Raw genomic sequence first — 15,597 nt, 5'->3', positions numbered from 1 at the left:
TTAATTATACATCGTCCCTAAAGCAAAAAGAACTGAGCGTTAAGATACTTTAATTGGATTAACAATAGACCTTTCCAAAGTACCAGAAATTAATTCCCCCAAGCCAGAACCAACCCATTGAATGCCAGTCAACAAATCTCGACAGGCTTAACCCTTTCAAGCTATGCTAGTGTGATTTTTAAAAAGGGAGATTGCAGTGTATCTTGCAGGATTTGGCAATTATCATGAAACTGAAGCATTGCCTGGAGCATTGCCGAAGGATCAGAATTCTCCGCAACAATGCGCATATGGTCTTTACGCTGAACAATTGAGTGGTACTGCGTTCACCAGACCGCGACATGTGAATTTACGAAGCTGGTTATACCGCAGTTTACCCTCTGTCGTTCATCAGGACTATGTGGCCTATAAAAAGCCATTGCTCATTAACTATGCCAAAAATCAAGCACCCAATCCCCTTCGTTGGCACCCTCTTAACTTAGTCCAGGATGAAAAGCAGGATTTTATCGACGGCCTATTTCATATGGCCGGACATAAAACAGCCAACGCCTTCCTCTATTATTGCAACCAGTCCATGGAAAGCCGTTATTTTAGCAACAGCGATGGTGAGCTCCTTTTTGTGCCTTACTCAGGAGGAATTCTTATTCAAAGTGAATTTGGCAAAATGGAGATTCACCCGGGACAAATCGCAGTAATACCCAGAGGTGTATTTTTTAAAATTAACGTGCTTTCAAGTTCCGCTGCAGGCTATTTATGTGAAAACATGGCAGCCCCTTTAGCTTTGCCTCAACTCGGGCCCATTGGTGCAAACGGTTTAGCCAATCCAAGGCATTTTCTTTATCCACGTGCATCATTTGAAAATATTCAGGACGAAGTACAGTTAATTTGTAAATATCAGCATCAACTTTGGGCAGCGAAATCCAATCATTCGCCTTTAAACGTAATTGCATGGCATGGAAACTACGCGCCATATTGCTATGATTTATCCCTTTTCAATACGATTAATACCGTAAGCTTTGACCATCCTGATCCCTCTATTTTTACCGTACTTACTTCAGAAAGTAATACTCCTGGAGTGGCCAATTTGGATTTTGTTATTTTCCCACCGCGCTGGATGGTAGCAGAACATACCTTTCGCCCCCCCTATTTTCATCGAAACATCATGAGTGAATTTATGGGACTTATACGCGGTGAATACGATGCAAAAAAAACTGGTTTTCTTCCGGGTGGCATCAGTATCCACAACTGTATGACTGCACATGGGCCAGACAATGACAGTTATCATGCCGTTATTGAAGAGGAACTAAAGCCCATGCGCTATGAGAATACCTTGGCTTTCATGTTCGAAACCAAAAAACCTTGGCTTGTCAGTGAACAAGCTTTCAATCACAATGCAAGGGACACCAATTATTCAGCTTGTTGGCAACAATTACCGTTAAATTTTAAAGAACCAGTCGCTCATCTTAACTGAGCAATAGCCGTATTTCAGGAGTTAGTATGAAGTCAACCCATATCAAATTATACTTAATTGGTTTAGTCCTTGGCATGATTCCTTTATGTGGATTCAGTAGCTCACCCAATACGAATGCTATCATCAGTAATCCCCCATCCTTCTTAGCCACTTGTGTTAATTCCTGGATGCAGAGGATGGATAAGGATCAGGATAAAACGGATTATCGCAATTTTGGTGAAAAATACTGTGATTGCGCCGCACAACAGCCGCTTGATAATGCTGAAAACATCAATAAGGCTATGCAGCTTTGCATGTCACAAACGCTGTTGGAGGACACTATGGACTCTCTTGAAAATGAAGTAGGTTTTGACAAAGTGTCTGAAGAGGATTTGGATGAGTATTGTGCGGACAGATTTGCACTTGTGTTCCCAAAAATGAATGAAAATAGCAAACAAATCTCAACTGCATACTGCAATTGTGCCAAGCCACGCCTGATGCGTCTTATTAAAGTTGCGGATAACATGACAGACGGCCAGTACAGCAACGAAATAAATCAAGTAGCCGCAGCCTGTTCTTCAGGTTTGGACAATGAAACAGCGGCAGCCTCAGCAACTCGATGACAGCACATAAGGTGAGTATTACACTCACCTTATTTTAGAATAAATCTTCCTGAGTCAAACCCACTTTCTCAAGTAATCCACGCAGAGTTTTTAACGCCTCAACTTGAATTTGCCTGACTCGCTCTCGAGTGAGATTTATTTCTTTACCAACATCTTCAAGCGTTGCCTTCTCATATCCCCGCAAACCAAAACGTCTTGCAATCACCTGTTGCTGATTTTCCGTGAGTTTATCCAACAAGGACTCAATGTGTGTGCGCAAATTCTCATCCGTGAGCAGCTCAGCTGGATTCATACTGTTTTCGTCAGCAATGGTATCGAGCAATGATTTATTTTCATCGTAACCAATGGGCGTATCCACAGAGGCCACTTTGTCGTTCAAACCTAATAATTTTTCGACGTCTTCAAGGGGCTTATCGACCATCTCGGCAATTTCCTCCGCGGATGGTTCATGATCCAGTTTTTGGGTTAATTGCCTTGCTGCTCTTAAGTAGACGTTCAATTCTTTAACCACATGAATCGGCAAACGGATGGTTCTTGTCTGATTCATAATGGCTCGTTCTATCGTCTGTCTTATCCACCATGTGGCATAAGTGGAAAACCGAAAGCCTCGATCTGGATCAAATTTTTCTACAGATTTCATGAGACCGAGGTTTCCCTCTTCAATCAAATCAAGTAAAGGTAATCCACGGTTAAGGTAACGGCGAGCAATTTTAACCACCAGGCGCAGATTGGATTCAATCATTTTTTTACGAGCCGCAGCGTCCCCCTTAAGGGCTAGCCTGGCGTAATGGACCTCTTCTTCAGCAGACAATAACGGAGAAAATCCGATTTCACTTAAATAAAGTTGGGTGGCATCCATGACTTTGGACGCTTGCTTGCCCCTTTGAAAGCTTGGGAAAGCCTCCTCATCGCTAAAATCTGGCTCAGCCTCTTCTGCAGCCACCAAAGGAGTCTCATCATCTTCAGTAAGTAATGTGTCATCATCAGGTGACTCATCCCAATCCTCTGCAGGGATTTCATCTGGCTTAATTGATTCATCTTCTGGTTGCATGATATCACCTATGTGTTTTATATCCGATTAAGAAAACACCTCATTCAATGACCAACTGCAACATCTTTCAATTTCTTAAATAAATTAAGGGGTTTACTGGCTTTCCTGCCATTCTGATCTCAAAATGAACCCCCCAAAAGCGCCTATCTATCATTCCCATTTCGGCAATTACTTGTCCAGCTTTAACAGTTTGGCCTTCTTTCACCAAATTCTTTAAATTGTTGCCATATGCAGTCAGGAATTGATTATTGTGTTTGATAATAATCAGGTTTCCATAACCTGATAATCCACTACCCGCATAAGCGACAATACCGCTGGAAGCAGCCCTTATTCTTTCGCCTTTTTTACCAGCAATATCTATGCCTTTTTTACCTTCTTGCGGGACAAAGTTGGTTGCGATTCGACCATTTACAGGCCAAACCCAATTTCCCTTTCCAGTTGGTCTGTAGTAAGTTTTAACAGTTGTATAATGCGAAGGCCCTTTTTTTATTGTAGCTCTTTTTACAGGATAGGGTTTGTGAATCGTCTTTGGAGTTGTAATAAATCGAGGGGCGGTGGAGCCAATTTTTAGTACCTGGCCTACGCGAATGTTGTAAGGGCTTTGCAAATGGTTATAGGCGGCAAGTTGTCGATAATCAATGTCATAGCGGAAAGCTACCGCATAAAGGGTTTCACCTGCTTGCACGACGTGCTTACCCTGGTAATTAGTTCTTGCTCTCCACTGCCCCTCCACTACAGGTGCCAACGTGGTTCTAGTCTCACATCCAGCAAGTAAAACGATAAATATAGCAACAAGTAACCGGATCATCATATTAAATTCTCAATTGCTGAATCATCGAACACCTATCGCCAGGCTGGAATTCATTCAACTTCGCAAGCTAAATTAATTCTATCCACCCATGCAGACAGTCGTTCAAAAACCTTATAATGTGTTAAATCGAGCTGCAAAGGAGTAATGGAGACACAGTGGCGATTTATTGCATGAAAATCAGTTCCAGGCCCTGCATCTGCCTCCAACCCCGGAGGTCCAATCCAATAAATAGGCCGGCCTCGAGGATCATATTCCTTAATTACCGGTTCAGCCCCATGGCGAGTACCCAATCGTGTAACTTCAATGCCCGCAATTTTATCTAAGGGTAGATCAGGAATATTTACATTTAGAATGGTTTGCGCTGGCAACATATCATTACTGAGATTCAACAAGAGTTGCCGGGCAATTGCCGCTGCCGTGTCATAATGCTGGATATTATCTCCAACCATTGAAAAAGCAATGGCCGGAAGACCTAAAAATCGGCCTTCAACTGCCGCAGCGACTGTTCCGGAGTATAAAATATCGTCCCCTAAATTCGCACCATCATTAATGCCTGAGACGACAATATCCGGCAAAGGCTGTATGAAGCCTGTAAGAGCCAAATGGACGCAATCCGTAGGCGTGCCTTCAACACTGTAATAGCCGTTATCCAATTGACGGACTCGCAAAGGCCTTGTCAGCGTAAGAGAATTACTGGCACCACTTCGATTTCTATCCGGAGCCACTACAGTGGTTTCTCCGATGTGAGACATTTCGTTGGCTAAAGCTCTTATGCCTGGAGCATGCACCCCATCATCATTACTTACTAAAATTCTCATTTTCAACTCTCAGGGGATTCGAGCCATTTTACGATGGCCAATCGTTGCGCCAACTGCTGCTTATTTTTTTCAATTTCGGTTTTTAGCTCAGCTTGGTTGGGATTAACCTTAAGCTCTGCCTGTTGCTGTGCTAAAGTTTGTTGCAATTGCAAAATAGTCTTGCCGAAAGATTGGGGATTAATTTGCAGTTGATAAGCAAGTTCGTTAACGTCTTGAGCAATCTTGGCTAAGCGTTCACAACTGACGTGCGTGGATTGTTGATTCGAGCAGTTTTGAACAGCCTGCTGCAACTGCTGTGGATTCTGCCGATAGTAGGCTTCATTCTTTGGACTTGCACAAGCTACTAAAGAAAATGACATACAAACCAGGAGTATATATTTCTCCATTGCCAAACCTCAAGGGACTGAATAAAAGCTCTGATTTTACCATCTGCCAAGATCCAATGCCATGTAATTCCTTTAGAATCGAAATCCATTATACAAGCCGCATCAGCAAAATCTTTTTTGTAATACAATCCAGCATATTTTTGAGCAACTCAGATTGAATAAATGGATCTGAAGAGCTATTGTTATGCTCACTAAAATTATGAAGAAACCATCATGCTAGATTTTAAAGTCATTCGCGATGAGCAAACTGGGGAATTGGTTATGGAAACCTCAATTTGCGGTAAACCTCTGCTGACCACCCCTCAATTGAATAAAAGTACTGCCTTTACTCGAGAGGAGCGCCAGGAATTTGGTTTAATGGGTAAACTTCCTCATCGAGTTGAAACTTTGGATGAGCAGGTAAAAAGAGCCTATTTGCAATATTCAAGCTACAGCAATCGCCTGCAACAAAATATTTATTTGAATAATCTACACGACAAAAATCAGGTGTTATTTTTTAAATTAATCAGCAAACATTTGGGAGAAATGTTGCCTACGATATATACACCCATTGTTGGCACAGCCGTAAAGCGCTATAGCCATGAATATCGCCAGCCCCGAGGCTTGTATATAGCCCATTCTGAAAAAAATTATATTGAGGAAATCATTAATAACCGTTCTAATCCTGAAATTGACTTAATCGTGGTAACTGATGGCGAAGGGGTTCTTGGCATCGGCGATCAGGGAATTGGTGGCATGGATATCCCAGTGGCAAAATTAATGGTTTATACCCTTTGCGGCGGCCTTGATCCCACCAGGACTTTACCGGTTTTTCTCGATGTTGGGACAAACAATCAAGATTTATTGAATGATCCTCTATATCTAGGCTGTCAGCATCCCCGTATACCCGTTGAGGATTATGACGATTTTATTCTCACTTTTGTTAATGCCATTCATAAGCATTTTCCCAATGCTTTCTTACATTGGGAAGATTTCGGGCGCAGTAATGCCAGACGCATCCTGGACAAATTTCAAGACAAGCTGTGCACGTTTAATGATGACATACAGGGCACTGGAGCCGTTACTTTGGCCGCCCTTTTGGCAGCTTGCGACGTCACCGGCATTGAACTTGAGAATCATCGAATTGTGGTATACGGCGCAGGCTCGGCAGGAACTGGTATAAGCGACCAAATTGTGGATGCGATGGTCAGACGTGGACACTCTCCTGAAGAGGCATATAGCCGGTTTTGGTTGATTGACAGACAGGGCCTGCTGGTCAATAGCGATCTGGAATTAACCGAAGCGCAAAAGCCTTATGCCAGAAAACCTGAGGAGATAGAAAGTTGGTATAGCAACTCACGACACTATCCCTCATTGACGGACACAGTAAGACAAATTAGACCAACCATTCTCATCGGTTGTTCTGCGCAGCCCGGGGCTTTTTCCCAAGACATCATTGAAATCATGAGTTCAACCTGTGAAAGGCCTATTGTGTTTCCCTTATCTAATCCCGACGATCGATGCGAAGCTCAACCTGCTGATATCATGACCTGGAGTGAGGGCAGAGCATTGATTGCAACCGGTACTGCTTTTCCAGCAGTGGAATATCAAAATCGATTGCTGCAAATCGCCCAATGCAATAATGCTTTGGTATTCCCCGGAATTGGCCTTGGGGTATTGGCCGTGAAAGCTTTAAGATTATCCAAAGGAATGATTTGGGCTGCTGCAGAAGCCTTAAGCGAATTTGCCCCAAGCAAAAAAGACAGCTTTCTTCCTTTGCTCCCTTCCCTGGATGATGCACAGGTTGTCGCAAAGCATATTGCAGTTACTGTCGCTCGAAAGGCCATAGAGGAAAATCTTGCTCAAATTAATCAAGATGCTGATCTTGAAACAATTATCAAAGATATGTTTTGGGAACCTCGCTACTTGCCATTTAGAAAAATTAAAACCAAACCGGCTTAAGATTCCTCAATTATTGCTGGTGCCCTACGACACCAGCATTAATCCAGGCCCCCTGCTATAACAATTTTCAGAAACTTATACATCCTGTATCGTCTATCTTAAAAGAAAGAGAATCTTGAGAAAGAGCATGCAGCAATTTCAGTTAATCCCAATGCCTCCTTTTCGCCTGGACTATACGGTTGCGGCTTTAAGAAGAAGGATAAAGAATATTGTTGATTGCTGGGATGGGCAGTCTTATAGCAGGCTATTTTTAATTAACTCACAATTAACATGTGTTAAGGTCAGTCAAGATCAAAATACGCAAAATGCCCATCTGATGATTGAATGCGATCGAAACTTGGAAGTTAATGATCAAAGTGAAATCACACAAGTTTTAGAGCGGCTTTTAGGACTGAATAAAAATTTAGAGGATTTCTATTTTTTTGCAGGAAAAAACAAGCCTCTTTCAATTCTGATTTCACGTTTTATGGGACTTAAACCTCCACAATACCCTTCCTTATTTGAAGCTTTGGTGAATGCAATCTCTTGTCAGCAAATTTCTTTGGATGCGGGTCTTGAAATTCAAAATCGATTAATCCAATTCATTGATTTGAGCTTTAAAAACGATCAACAGGCACATTATGTTTTTCCGGAGCCTATCCACATTGCAAATTGCTCAATTCAAGAATTAAAACAATTGGGGTACAGCAAGAATAAAAGTGAAACTTTAAAACGGCTTGCGAATGCGTTTTTGGAGAAACCTGATCTATTCGCACAACTTCGACAATTTTCTAATGATGATGTCATCCATTTCCTATGTCAATTTAAAGGAATTGGCCGTTGGACTGCAGAGTACGTCTTGTTACGAGGACTGGGGCGTTTGGAAGTTTTTCCGCGAGATGATGTGGGGGCACAGAACAATTTACATCGCTTGCTTAAGCTTGAAGAAAAACCGGATGCCAACGACACGGCGGCCATTACAGCCAGCTGGCATCCCTATGCGGGCTTGATTTATTTTCATTTGCTATTGCAGCGGTTATTTGAAAAATCGCAAACCTGAGCTTGAGCATTAATGTTCACAAGGGACCCGAAGCAAATTCGTCGATAAACCCTAACTTAATATTTGCACATTTTTCTTTGGAAATGTGGGAAAACAATCCAATGCACTTAAGTTGAAGCGACAATACCGGGTGAGGAGATGGCAACGACATCAATTTACTTAAGTCTTTTAATTCAAGAAAATGCCGGTCTTTTTCTAGTGCACAGAGATTGCTATGCTGCAGTTCCCGGTATAGAACAGCCAGTGCCTCAGCAAAATAGGTTACAAAGGATGCATTATATTGGGCTTGGCCTCCGTTAAACGGCACACTGCTTTGATGCTTTTCAACTAAATAATCCACGCTCATTTGGGAACAATATCCGCTTGCCAAAGCATGTAAGCTTTCTGGTAGAACTTGCGAGGAATGAATGCTAAAGCAATGCTTATCTGGATTGGAAAAATTAAATTTGAAAGTCCAAAGATAAATCTGCACTTCAATATCATTCAGGAAATGATCTTTTGGAGCAGCTGGATTAATCAGTTCGCTTTTGTCAATAATAGTCCAGGTATATTGCTTTTTAATATTGGTTACAGTGGCTTTTATTTGCATGTGAATGCCTTAGAAATAGCATATTATCCAAATAGGCCTATCCATTCGCAAGCAGTTTATAGTCCCTCTCCTACTTAGCTGTTACAAAACCAAAAAAAACTGTTGATATATACCCCAACACGATTCCCAAATAGGCTCCAGCTAAACAATCGGCTAAAAAATGATTATTGCTGGCTATTAGTCCAAAAATGATTGCCACACCGACTAACAAAGCCAGAGCACGACATTTAGGATAGATAAACCATAAAACCGAAAGCACGGCAAAAGTTACCGCAGTATGCCCAGACGGAAAGGATTGAAAACGCACGTAATACCCTTCAAACCAATGAAAACGGTAAGCACCAGGTGCAAATTGTTGTTCCATCCAAAAATGTAGCCCCGGTCTCCCAAAAAATAATTTGGAGATTTTACTGAGCAGTAAAGAGGAATAAATACTCAGTGAAATAGCAAGCCCCAACTTTAAATAGGTTTTGTTTAGTTCTTTATAATTAAGAAACAGCAAAACATATAAAACGAATAACAAAGACAAAACTGTAAGCAAGTCAGGAAAATGGATGAGGACAATTGGAATTTTCAGCAGAGGAATATTTAATTGGTTAATCCAGTGAACGATTGCTTGATCAAGATAGGAGTAGGACAACATAACCAATAGGCTACAAACTAAAAATCCATACAGACTGTTTCTAAGAAATTTAATGTTTCGGATTAACGGCATTTCTCATCCTGAGAATTGGTATTGGCTAAAGAACTAGCATTATGCAATTTGATTTATCCTGCAATAAGTACAGCTAAAAACAATCTTCAAGTAAATAGTATTTCTAAAATCATTAGGACAACATTGAACGATGCGCATAAACCCAGGCACTTTCTCCAGAAGCCAAATTAACTTTTATGCGTTGGTAGTCCTCAACCTCATAGCGATCGGCTTGCAAAAGTTCTTGGACGCTTAACTCAAACACTGTTCCCTCGACTAGGTCACAACAATTTCCTGTGGGCAGAAGAATCGTATGAATTTCTTTCCCACTGACTTGAATAACATAGGAATCAGTAATTCTAAGCTCCTGAAGTATAAAACCGATGAGAAAATCCCTATGGCCTTTGAGTATGCGAGAAAATGTTGCTAACTGTACTGATTCAAGTTGCAAAGTGCCGTAAGAAAATATTTTTTCCATATAATAATGATGTTGTGAGCGTGCGGCCAAAGCCGCACGGGCAATTTACAAAGAAGCAAAAGAAGCTTGTTGTTGAATACCACCTACAACCCATTCTGAAGAGTTGTTGAATTTTCGAAAATGCCATATTTCGTCAAGGGCAAGCACTGGATCGGTATTTTCCTTAATCGAACCAGTAAAACGCACACTCGCCATTATTGAGTCGACTTGCTGCGAAACATCAAGAAGTTCGGCATTTAATTGCATAATTTCGGTGTGATTAGGAGCATCCCCACGCTCATCAATTTGCATTTTGATTTCAGCAAACACTTCAGGGGCAGTGAAAGCATGGATGTCTTGCAGGTTTTTTTGATCGTAGGCCGCTTGTAAACGAATGAACTTGACCTTAGCCTCCCTAAGAAACTCTTCTTCCACAAAACCTCTGGGGTAAGCTGAGGAAGCGCCTGCATAATTATAATTGTTATGGTGTGAGTTCTGTTGCCAATCTGAAGTATTTTGCCTAAACACCGTGCCAGTCCCGAAATTTGGCTGCATACGACGCCTGAAAAAATTGACCGCAAAAAACAACAAAGCACCAACAATTAGCCAGGAAAGTAGGCCACTGCCCAAACCATGCCCCATGAAAAGACTAGCTAATAAACCACCTGCTAATAAGCCGCCCAATACTCCACCCCAACGTTTACCGTTGCTGTTTTGAGTGAAAGTATTGGGTTTAGGCTTGGCAGAATAAAGGCTGTGATAAGAGCGTTGCACACCAAAGCTTCTCCCACCACCAAAGCGTTTTGCTGCGGCTTCATTTACCACGAGGCCAAAAGATAGTAATCCAATTAATAGTGACAACAGTAGTGTACGCACGTTCTTCTACCTTAAAATAAAATTTTATTATAACTGAATATATGGACTTTAACTCAGATCTAAATGGCTTTAACAAAAAATTTTTAAAATTTAGCCTTCCAGCAAAACTCAGTTGTACAATCAAGGTTCTTTGTTGCTTTTTTTGAAATGAACTTCATATAAAATCTTTTAGAAAATTTAAGAATGATGCTACAATAAGCATTCAATTACAGAAAAAGAGTAGCTATGTCAGAGAAAATTCGCGGTAAAGTAAAATGGTTTAACGATAAGAAAGGTTTTGGTTTTATTGAGAGCGAAGGTCAAGATTTCTTCGTTCATTTCAGTGCCATCCAAAGCAGTGGCTTTAAAACACTTGCTGAAGGAGCTCCTGTATTGTTCAGGGCTGCTCAAGGACAAAAAGGTCCTCAAGCTGAAGAAGTTGAACTCATCTAATTCAAAGAGATACTGCACCAACCATTTGTGTGCAGTATCTACTTATCTAATTATTCTTTTCTACTGAACCCTTATTGTTGAAATTAATCGTAACTTTCTTCATTGTTCCAGTATTTGTCTCCCAAGGGCGTGCATATTTAAATAACATGCTTGAGCTCTGAGGATAAGATGCTCCTGCCTTCAACTGAAAAGTAAACAACATTTGTCCACCAGCACCGATTAATTTAGTATTTGGAGCGATGTAGCGACTAGTCAACAGTTTTAAAAAAGATTTGTCATAGTTTTCGATAGTCCATTGAAATCCCGTTGTCGGATTAGCCGGTAAGGTAACCACAAATTGATTTTGTGTGTTATTGACATTTAAGATCATACTCTGCGTTGCATTGCAAATGGCGGCTCCCGCCCAGAGCAGTACAGCCGTTAAAATTTTCATTGTGGATCCAGTAAGCCCTTTGAAATTTAATTATAATACATTCTTTTTTAGCCTCATATGTGTTGGGGATAAGAAATCATAAGGCAGCCTCTCGTTTGAACTTCCTCTTGAATTAATATTCACTTAATGTTCATTAACTAGAATATCTGCTCATAATTTTCAGTCATTGCTTACATGAGTAAATTTCTCCTGTTCATTCCTTTTGCTGCTAAAGAAAATAATTTTTCTCTTTATTTAAGAGCCTTAGAGTGGCGACACAGTATTAGGCAAGCAGGGAAAGAGGCTAAAATTCCCGATGTTGTTGTTTATCGCCAACCTGACGAGGAAGACGGTGACTATGAAGATTACGATGTTCACTTCCGCTTTAATAGTGATAATTGCCCTTCTGATTGCACAATCTATGTCTTGGCCGACGGGTGTGGTGATCCAACTCAGGTTATTAATATCAATAAATATTTTTATCAGCGACGCGAAGAGCCTTACTTCCTTGCGGTAAAAACCATTGCTCAGCGTATGAAATTTTGCGGGTTATCAGCAGAACTTGCCAGTAGGGTTAAGGCCATCAAATTATTCATTTGCGACCCCAATAATTCAAATAAACAACTGGCGATTAATTTTGCCCATGAATTAGGTGCACGTTACAACGACATCACTCTTCAATATTATAATGCTGTGCTTTATAGCCCAAAATTTTCATCAAACAACCTTAAATCCCACAAACGTGCTGAAGTCTTTCTCCAAAATTCGAACTCAGTTAAGCCGATTGAATCAAGACGTGCAAGTGAATATCGACGTTCCATTACTGTTTCAACCGCCTTGCAAAAGCAAATGACAAACATCCCTACCCAACATCAAAGCCTTTCTTTGGTCAGCCTAGACGGTGAAATTCAGATTTCCCCAGAAGAAGATTTCGTTTCAGATGTACTAACCAAGCCGCCTCATCGTAACGAATGTCCAGCAGAAAATGGCTTTGACAAACATAAACCAGAGGGTTCTTCGACAACAGATACAGCAAAGGAAATCCTTCATTCAAGGAATTATCCCAACCAACAAATGTTCTTTCCTCCTCTGAAGAGAAAGAGGAAATCACAGTTTCGACAGAAATATTTGCCGTATGCGCCCATTTAAATTCCCTAGCGTCTTCCAAGTTCACAAAAAATCCTGTATAGTCTTTTATTGGTCAAATAGGGTTATATTACACAATGTGGTCAAAACACGTTAACGCCATTGCTATTATTAATCACCCAATTATCGGCTGAAAAGCCGAATCAATCCCCCACACACACTTAAAATTTGTCCGTCTTAAACCCCCTAGCAATGAGGTTGCGAATGTTTCAGAGAAATTTCAAATTATTTCCTATATTAATGTGGGCTCTAACTTTATCTTTTTTTACCTACCAATTTATTTTGCGTTTATGGCCTGGGCTTATGATGCACCAAATCATGGGACAATTTTCAATTGATGCCAGTCATTTTGGCCTATTGGCTGCACTCTACTACTACGGCTATTCGGGAATGCAGATCCCTGCTGCCATTCTCCTGGAACGCTTTAAAATTCGCTACGTCGTTGCCTCTTTTGTAATAATCTGTGGTCTTGCCACTCTTATGTTTACTTACACCAATTCTTGGTACTTAGCTTGTATAAGCCGTTTTCTAGTTGGTGCCGGATCGGCAATTGGTTTTCTTGCTGTATCAAAAGTGATTTCGCAGTGGTTTTCAAAAGACAGCTACGCGAAAATGATCGGTTTTTCATTCAGCATTGGTTTATTGGGGGCAATATATGGAGGCAAGCCTATCAGTATGCTGATTGAACAGCATGACTGGCAATCAGTTGCTTTCGTTTTGACTCTGGTTTCTTTAGCTCTTGGATTCTGCATTTTATTTTTTCTGCGCAGTCCACAGACAACCAGCCAACCCGATCAAAAAACATTTAATGCAAAGCAATTTAAAGAGGTAATGGCCTGTCCTTCGCTGTGGGTTTTGGCCATTGCCAATTTTATGATGGTCGGTTCTCTTGAAGGATTTGCAGACGTTTGGGGGGTCCCCTATTTGATTACTTCTTTTGCAATTACTAAAGGCGAAGCAGCTCAATTAGTATCATTTATTTTTGTAGGAATGCTATTCGGCGGCCCCATCCTGGCCTTTTTAAGTAAAAAAATAGGAAAATACACTGTAATCAGCTTGGCTGGTTTGGTCATGGCACTCAGTTTTAAGCTGTTATTATCTACACATGTCTATCATTCCTATGGATTGGCTTGCTTATTCCTGGTTATAGGGATGATGTGCTGTTATCAAGTGATTATCTTTGCTGCCGGTGCTGATTTGGTCCAAACTAAATTACTGGGTGTATCTGTTGCTTTCCTAAACTGCGTAAATATGCTTGGAGGATCCTTTTTCCATAGCGTAATTGGCCATGCTATGGATGCGACTTGGTCAGGTGCCATGAGTTCTGAGGGTGTTCGTCAATATAATCTCGAATCTTATCAAATGTCTTTGCAGCTTATCCCTTATTGCGCAATTGCAGGAGCGTGTTTGGTCGCTCTAATAGGCTTTCATTCACGCCGACGCGCAATCCTTCAATCATAAGCGATTTAGCCCAAGCCAGTTGGAATGCTCAGGCTTGGGCTTTCCAGAGACAGGGTGAATACTGAGCCCGTATTAACCTAGTCTTAGGCGATGTTAATTGTTCCTTGCAAATACAATCGGCAATCTCCTGTTAGCAAAACCCGGTTGTCCTTCACCTCACAAATCAACTGACCTTTTCGCTTTCCACCTTGTAAAGCATGAATGGTTGTTTTTCCCAAATATTCCGCCCAATAAGGAGCAATAACACAATGAGCAGAACCGGTTACTGGATCCTCCGGAACATCACAGCCTGGATAAAAACAACGTGAATAAACATCAAAATCTTTCGATCGAGCCGTTAAAATTATGCCTCGATTTTGCAATACGCTTACTGCTGCCAAATCGGGCTGTGCTTTTTGGACGTCTTTTTCATCTTCTAAAACGAACAGTAAATCAAATGTACTTTGATAGACCGCCCTCGGGATAACTCTAACAGCATCTAATAAGGATTCTGAAGGTGTAATTTCTTTGTAAGGCAGAGAGGGAAAATCCAGTTGCAGTTGGCTGCCTTGTCTCCTAACATTTAAAATCCCACTTTGGCTTTTAAATCGTATAGAGGGAGATTGTTCACCCAGCACCTCAAATAGGACAAAAGCACTGGCTAAAGTGGCATGACCGCATAATGCTACCTCACTGTTGGGGGTAAACCAACGAATGTGATATTCATCCCCTTCTTTCACAATAAACGCCGTTTCCGAGAGGTTATTTTCACTGGCTATAGCTTGCATCAAGCGATCATCAAGCCAATTGTCAAGAGGACAAACAGCAGCAGGATTACCTGTAAACAATTGGCTGGTGAAAGCATCAACTTGATAAAGAGATAGAGCATTCATAATTAAACTCCTAAACAACGGGAATAATCCATGTTAACATAGCAAGCTATACATTAGCAATGCATCAAAATAAAATGGAAAAATAACCCATGTACACATCAACCCTTTTAAAGAAAGCAAATCGTTTGTTGATAAAAAAAGCCAATGAATTATTAAAGCCTTATCAAATTACCCATGCTTACAGTTCATTTTTAATGGAGTTGTTCCGGCAAGAAGGTTTAAGTCAAGCTGAAATGAGTAAACGCATTGGTATTGAGCAACCCACCGCTGTAAGAACATTAGATAGAATGGAGCGCGATGGATTTATTTTTCGCACCCCATCCCCTTCAGACCGTCGGCTTTATTTAATCTATCCAACGGAGAAAGCATTGAAAGTAAAAATTCATATGGATGCTTGTGCCCAGACCTTAAATGAATTAGCCCTTCAGGATTTCAATGAGGAAGAAAAAAAACTGTTCAATCAACTGATCAAACGATTAAATGACAATTTGGAGAAGAGATAATTTCCTGTACCTGTGATATAACTCTAGAATGATATGGAG

18 protein-coding genes are annotated in these 15,597 nt (G+C 40.9%); 8 read left to right on the top strand and 10 right to left on the bottom strand.

Annotation, left to right across the window (positions count from 1 at the left end):
* The first annotated feature begins 196 nt into the window (after positions 1-196).
* Together hmgA and EL203_RS05700 are read left to right on the top strand one after the other, a co-directional pair.
* Positions 197-1,468: a homogentisate 1,2-dioxygenase gene (gene hmgA / locus EL203_RS05705; RefSeq protein ID WP_058470090.1), complete on the top strand. Its 1,272-nt coding sequence runs from the start codon at positions 197-199 to the stop codon at positions 1,466-1,468.
* A 26-nt stretch (positions 1,469-1,494) separates the two neighbouring features.
* Positions 1,495-2,070: a hypothetical protein gene (locus EL203_RS05700; RefSeq protein WP_058470091.1), complete on the top strand. Its 576-nt coding sequence runs from the start codon at positions 1,495-1,497 to the stop codon at positions 2,068-2,070.
* A 34-nt stretch (positions 2,071-2,104) separates the two neighbouring features.
* Here EL203_RS05700 and rpoS read toward each other — a convergent pair whose 3' ends face one another.
* The 4 genes from rpoS to EL203_RS05680 all read right to left on the bottom strand — a co-directional run bounded on the left by rpoS (position 2,105) and on the right by EL203_RS05680 (position 5,136).
* Positions 2,105-3,121 (bottom strand): RNA polymerase sigma factor RpoS, encoded by a 1,017-nt coding sequence (gene rpoS, locus EL203_RS05695; RefSeq protein ID WP_058470092.1) that lies wholly within the window; start codon positions 3,119-3,121, stop codon positions 2,105-2,107.
* Positions 3,122-3,188: 67 nt separating this feature from the next.
* A complete protein-coding gene (locus tag EL203_RS05690; RefSeq protein WP_232004035.1) occupies positions 3,189-3,932 on the bottom strand; it encodes a peptidoglycan DD-metalloendopeptidase family protein in 744 nt (247 codons plus the stop codon).
* 50 nt (positions 3,933-3,982) lie between these two features.
* Positions 3,983-4,750: a 5'/3'-nucleotidase SurE gene (gene surE / locus EL203_RS05685; RefSeq protein WP_058470093.1), complete on the bottom strand. Its 768-nt coding sequence runs from the start codon at positions 4,748-4,750 to the stop codon at positions 3,983-3,985.
* Positions 4,751-4,752: 2 nt separating this feature from the next.
* Positions 4,753-5,136, bottom strand: a complete 384-nt coding sequence (locus EL203_RS05680) for a hypothetical protein (protein ID WP_064108323.1) — start codon at positions 5,134-5,136, stop codon at positions 4,753-4,755.
* A gap of 213 nt (positions 5,137-5,349) precedes the next feature.
* On the opposite strand from EL203_RS05680, the gene EL203_RS05675 reads away from it, so the two are divergent.
* Both EL203_RS05675 and EL203_RS05670 read left to right on the top strand, forming a co-directional pair.
* On the top strand, positions 5,350-7,077 hold the full coding sequence (locus tag EL203_RS05675; protein ID WP_058470095.1) for an NAD-dependent malic enzyme: 1,728 nt from the start codon (positions 5,350-5,352) through the stop codon (positions 7,075-7,077).
* Between the two features lie 127 nt (positions 7,078-7,204).
* Positions 7,205-8,116, top strand: coding sequence for a DNA-3-methyladenine glycosylase family protein (locus tag EL203_RS05670; protein ID WP_058470096.1), 912 nt, complete (start codon positions 7,205-7,207; stop codon positions 8,114-8,116).
* Between the two features lie 16 nt (positions 8,117-8,132).
* Here EL203_RS05670 and EL203_RS05665 read toward each other — a convergent pair whose 3' ends face one another.
* The 4 genes from EL203_RS05665 to EL203_RS05650 all read right to left on the bottom strand — a co-directional run bounded on the left by EL203_RS05665 (position 8,133) and on the right by EL203_RS05650 (position 10,732).
* Positions 8,133-8,705, bottom strand: a complete 573-nt coding sequence (locus EL203_RS05665) for a hypothetical protein (RefSeq protein ID WP_058470097.1) — start codon at positions 8,703-8,705, stop codon at positions 8,133-8,135.
* 70 nt (positions 8,706-8,775) lie between these two features.
* A complete protein-coding gene (locus EL203_RS05660; protein ID WP_058470098.1) occupies positions 8,776-9,420 on the bottom strand; it encodes a phosphatase PAP2 family protein in 645 nt (214 codons plus the stop codon).
* A gap of 112 nt (positions 9,421-9,532) precedes the next feature.
* Complete coding sequence (locus tag EL203_RS05655) at positions 9,533-9,877, bottom strand: gamma-glutamylcyclotransferase family protein (RefSeq protein ID WP_058470099.1); 345 nt, start codon at positions 9,875-9,877, stop codon at positions 9,533-9,535.
* A 45-nt stretch (positions 9,878-9,922) separates the two neighbouring features.
* Positions 9,923-10,732: a Tim44 domain-containing protein gene (locus EL203_RS05650; RefSeq protein ID WP_058470100.1), complete on the bottom strand. Its 810-nt coding sequence runs from the start codon at positions 10,730-10,732 to the stop codon at positions 9,923-9,925.
* 225 nt (positions 10,733-10,957) lie between these two features.
* Between EL203_RS05650 and EL203_RS05645 the strand changes: the two genes are divergently transcribed.
* Positions 10,958-11,164, top strand: a complete 207-nt coding sequence (locus tag EL203_RS05645; protein ID WP_058470101.1) for a cold-shock protein — start codon at positions 10,958-10,960, stop codon at positions 11,162-11,164.
* Between the two features lie 46 nt (positions 11,165-11,210).
* Here EL203_RS05645 and EL203_RS05640 read toward each other — a convergent pair whose 3' ends face one another.
* Positions 11,211-11,597, bottom strand: coding sequence for a protease inhibitor I42 family protein (locus tag EL203_RS05640; protein WP_058470102.1), 387 nt, complete (start codon positions 11,595-11,597; stop codon positions 11,211-11,213).
* A gap of 174 nt (positions 11,598-11,771) precedes the next feature.
* Between EL203_RS05640 and EL203_RS05635 the strand changes: the two genes are divergently transcribed.
* On the top strand, positions 11,772-12,725 hold the full coding sequence (locus EL203_RS05635; RefSeq protein ID WP_058470103.1) for a hypothetical protein: 954 nt from the start codon (positions 11,772-11,774) through the stop codon (positions 12,723-12,725).
* Positions 12,726-12,926: 201 nt separating this feature from the next.
* Positions 12,927-14,183, top strand: coding sequence for an MFS transporter (locus tag EL203_RS05630; protein ID WP_082647129.1), 1,257 nt, complete (start codon positions 12,927-12,929; stop codon positions 14,181-14,183).
* 83 nt (positions 14,184-14,266) lie between these two features.
* On the opposite strand, the gene EL203_RS05625 is transcribed toward EL203_RS05630, so the two are convergent.
* A complete protein-coding gene (locus tag EL203_RS05625; protein WP_058470105.1) occupies positions 14,267-15,055 on the bottom strand; it encodes a PhzF family phenazine biosynthesis protein in 789 nt (262 codons plus the stop codon).
* A gap of 89 nt (positions 15,056-15,144) precedes the next feature.
* On the opposite strand from EL203_RS05625, the gene EL203_RS05620 reads away from it, so the two are divergent.
* The gene (locus EL203_RS05620; protein ID WP_058470106.1) at positions 15,145-15,558 is read left to right on the top strand and encodes a MarR family winged helix-turn-helix transcriptional regulator; all 414 of its coding nucleotides are present in this window, start codon (positions 15,145-15,147) and stop codon (positions 15,556-15,558) included.
* Positions 15,559-15,597 lie beyond the last annotated feature (39 nt).

Origin of the sequence: Legionella jordanis (assembly GCF_900637635.1) — a bacterium.
GTDB classification, from domain to species: Bacteria; Pseudomonadota; Gammaproteobacteria; order Legionellales; family Legionellaceae; genus Tatlockia; species Tatlockia jordanis.
Note: the sequence above shows the minus strand (reverse complement) of the source record. Positions and strands in the feature narration are given on the sequence as shown.

Excerpts from the sequence above, each read along its gene's own strand:
- EL203_RS05700 (WP_058470091.1), top strand. The coding sequence starts at position 1,495 with ATGAAGTCAACCCATATCAAATTATACTTAATTGGTTTAGTCCTTGGC.
- rpoS (WP_058470092.1), bottom strand. The coding sequence starts at position 3,121 with ATGCAACCAGAAGATGAATCAATTAAGCCAGATGAAATCCCTGCAGAG.
- EL203_RS05690 (WP_232004035.1), bottom strand. The coding sequence starts at position 3,932 with ATGATGATCCGGTTACTTGTTGCTATATTTATCGTTTTACTTGCTGGA.
- surE (WP_058470093.1), bottom strand. The coding sequence starts at position 4,750 with ATGAGAATTTTAGTAAGTAATGATGATGGGGTGCATGCTCCAGGCATA.
- EL203_RS05680 (WP_064108323.1), bottom strand. The coding sequence starts at position 5,136 with ATGGAGAAATATATACTCCTGGTTTGTATGTCATTTTCTTTAGTAGCT.
- EL203_RS05675 (WP_058470095.1), top strand. The coding sequence starts at position 5,350 with ATGCTAGATTTTAAAGTCATTCGCGATGAGCAAACTGGGGAATTGGTT.
- EL203_RS05670 (WP_058470096.1), top strand. The coding sequence starts at position 7,205 with ATGCAGCAATTTCAGTTAATCCCAATGCCTCCTTTTCGCCTGGACTAT.
- EL203_RS05665 (WP_058470097.1), bottom strand. The coding sequence starts at position 8,705 with ATGCAAATAAAAGCCACTGTAACCAATATTAAAAAGCAATATACCTGG.
- EL203_RS05660 (WP_058470098.1), bottom strand. The coding sequence starts at position 9,420 with ATGCCGTTAATCCGAAACATTAAATTTCTTAGAAACAGTCTGTATGGA.
- EL203_RS05655 (WP_058470099.1), bottom strand. The coding sequence starts at position 9,877 with ATGGAAAAAATATTTTCTTACGGCACTTTGCAACTTGAATCAGTACAG.
- EL203_RS05645 (WP_058470101.1), top strand. The coding sequence starts at position 10,958 with ATGTCAGAGAAAATTCGCGGTAAAGTAAAATGGTTTAACGATAAGAAA.
- EL203_RS05640 (WP_058470102.1), bottom strand. The coding sequence starts at position 11,597 with ATGAAAATTTTAACGGCTGTACTGCTCTGGGCGGGAGCCGCCATTTGC.
- EL203_RS05635 (WP_058470103.1), top strand. The coding sequence starts at position 11,772 with ATGAGTAAATTTCTCCTGTTCATTCCTTTTGCTGCTAAAGAAAATAAT.
- EL203_RS05630 (WP_082647129.1), top strand. The coding sequence starts at position 12,927 with ATGTTTCAGAGAAATTTCAAATTATTTCCTATATTAATGTGGGCTCTA.
- EL203_RS05625 (WP_058470105.1), bottom strand. The coding sequence starts at position 15,055 with ATGAATGCTCTATCTCTTTATCAAGTTGATGCTTTCACCAGCCAATTG.
- EL203_RS05620 (WP_058470106.1), top strand. The coding sequence starts at position 15,145 with ATGTACACATCAACCCTTTTAAAGAAAGCAAATCGTTTGTTGATAAAA.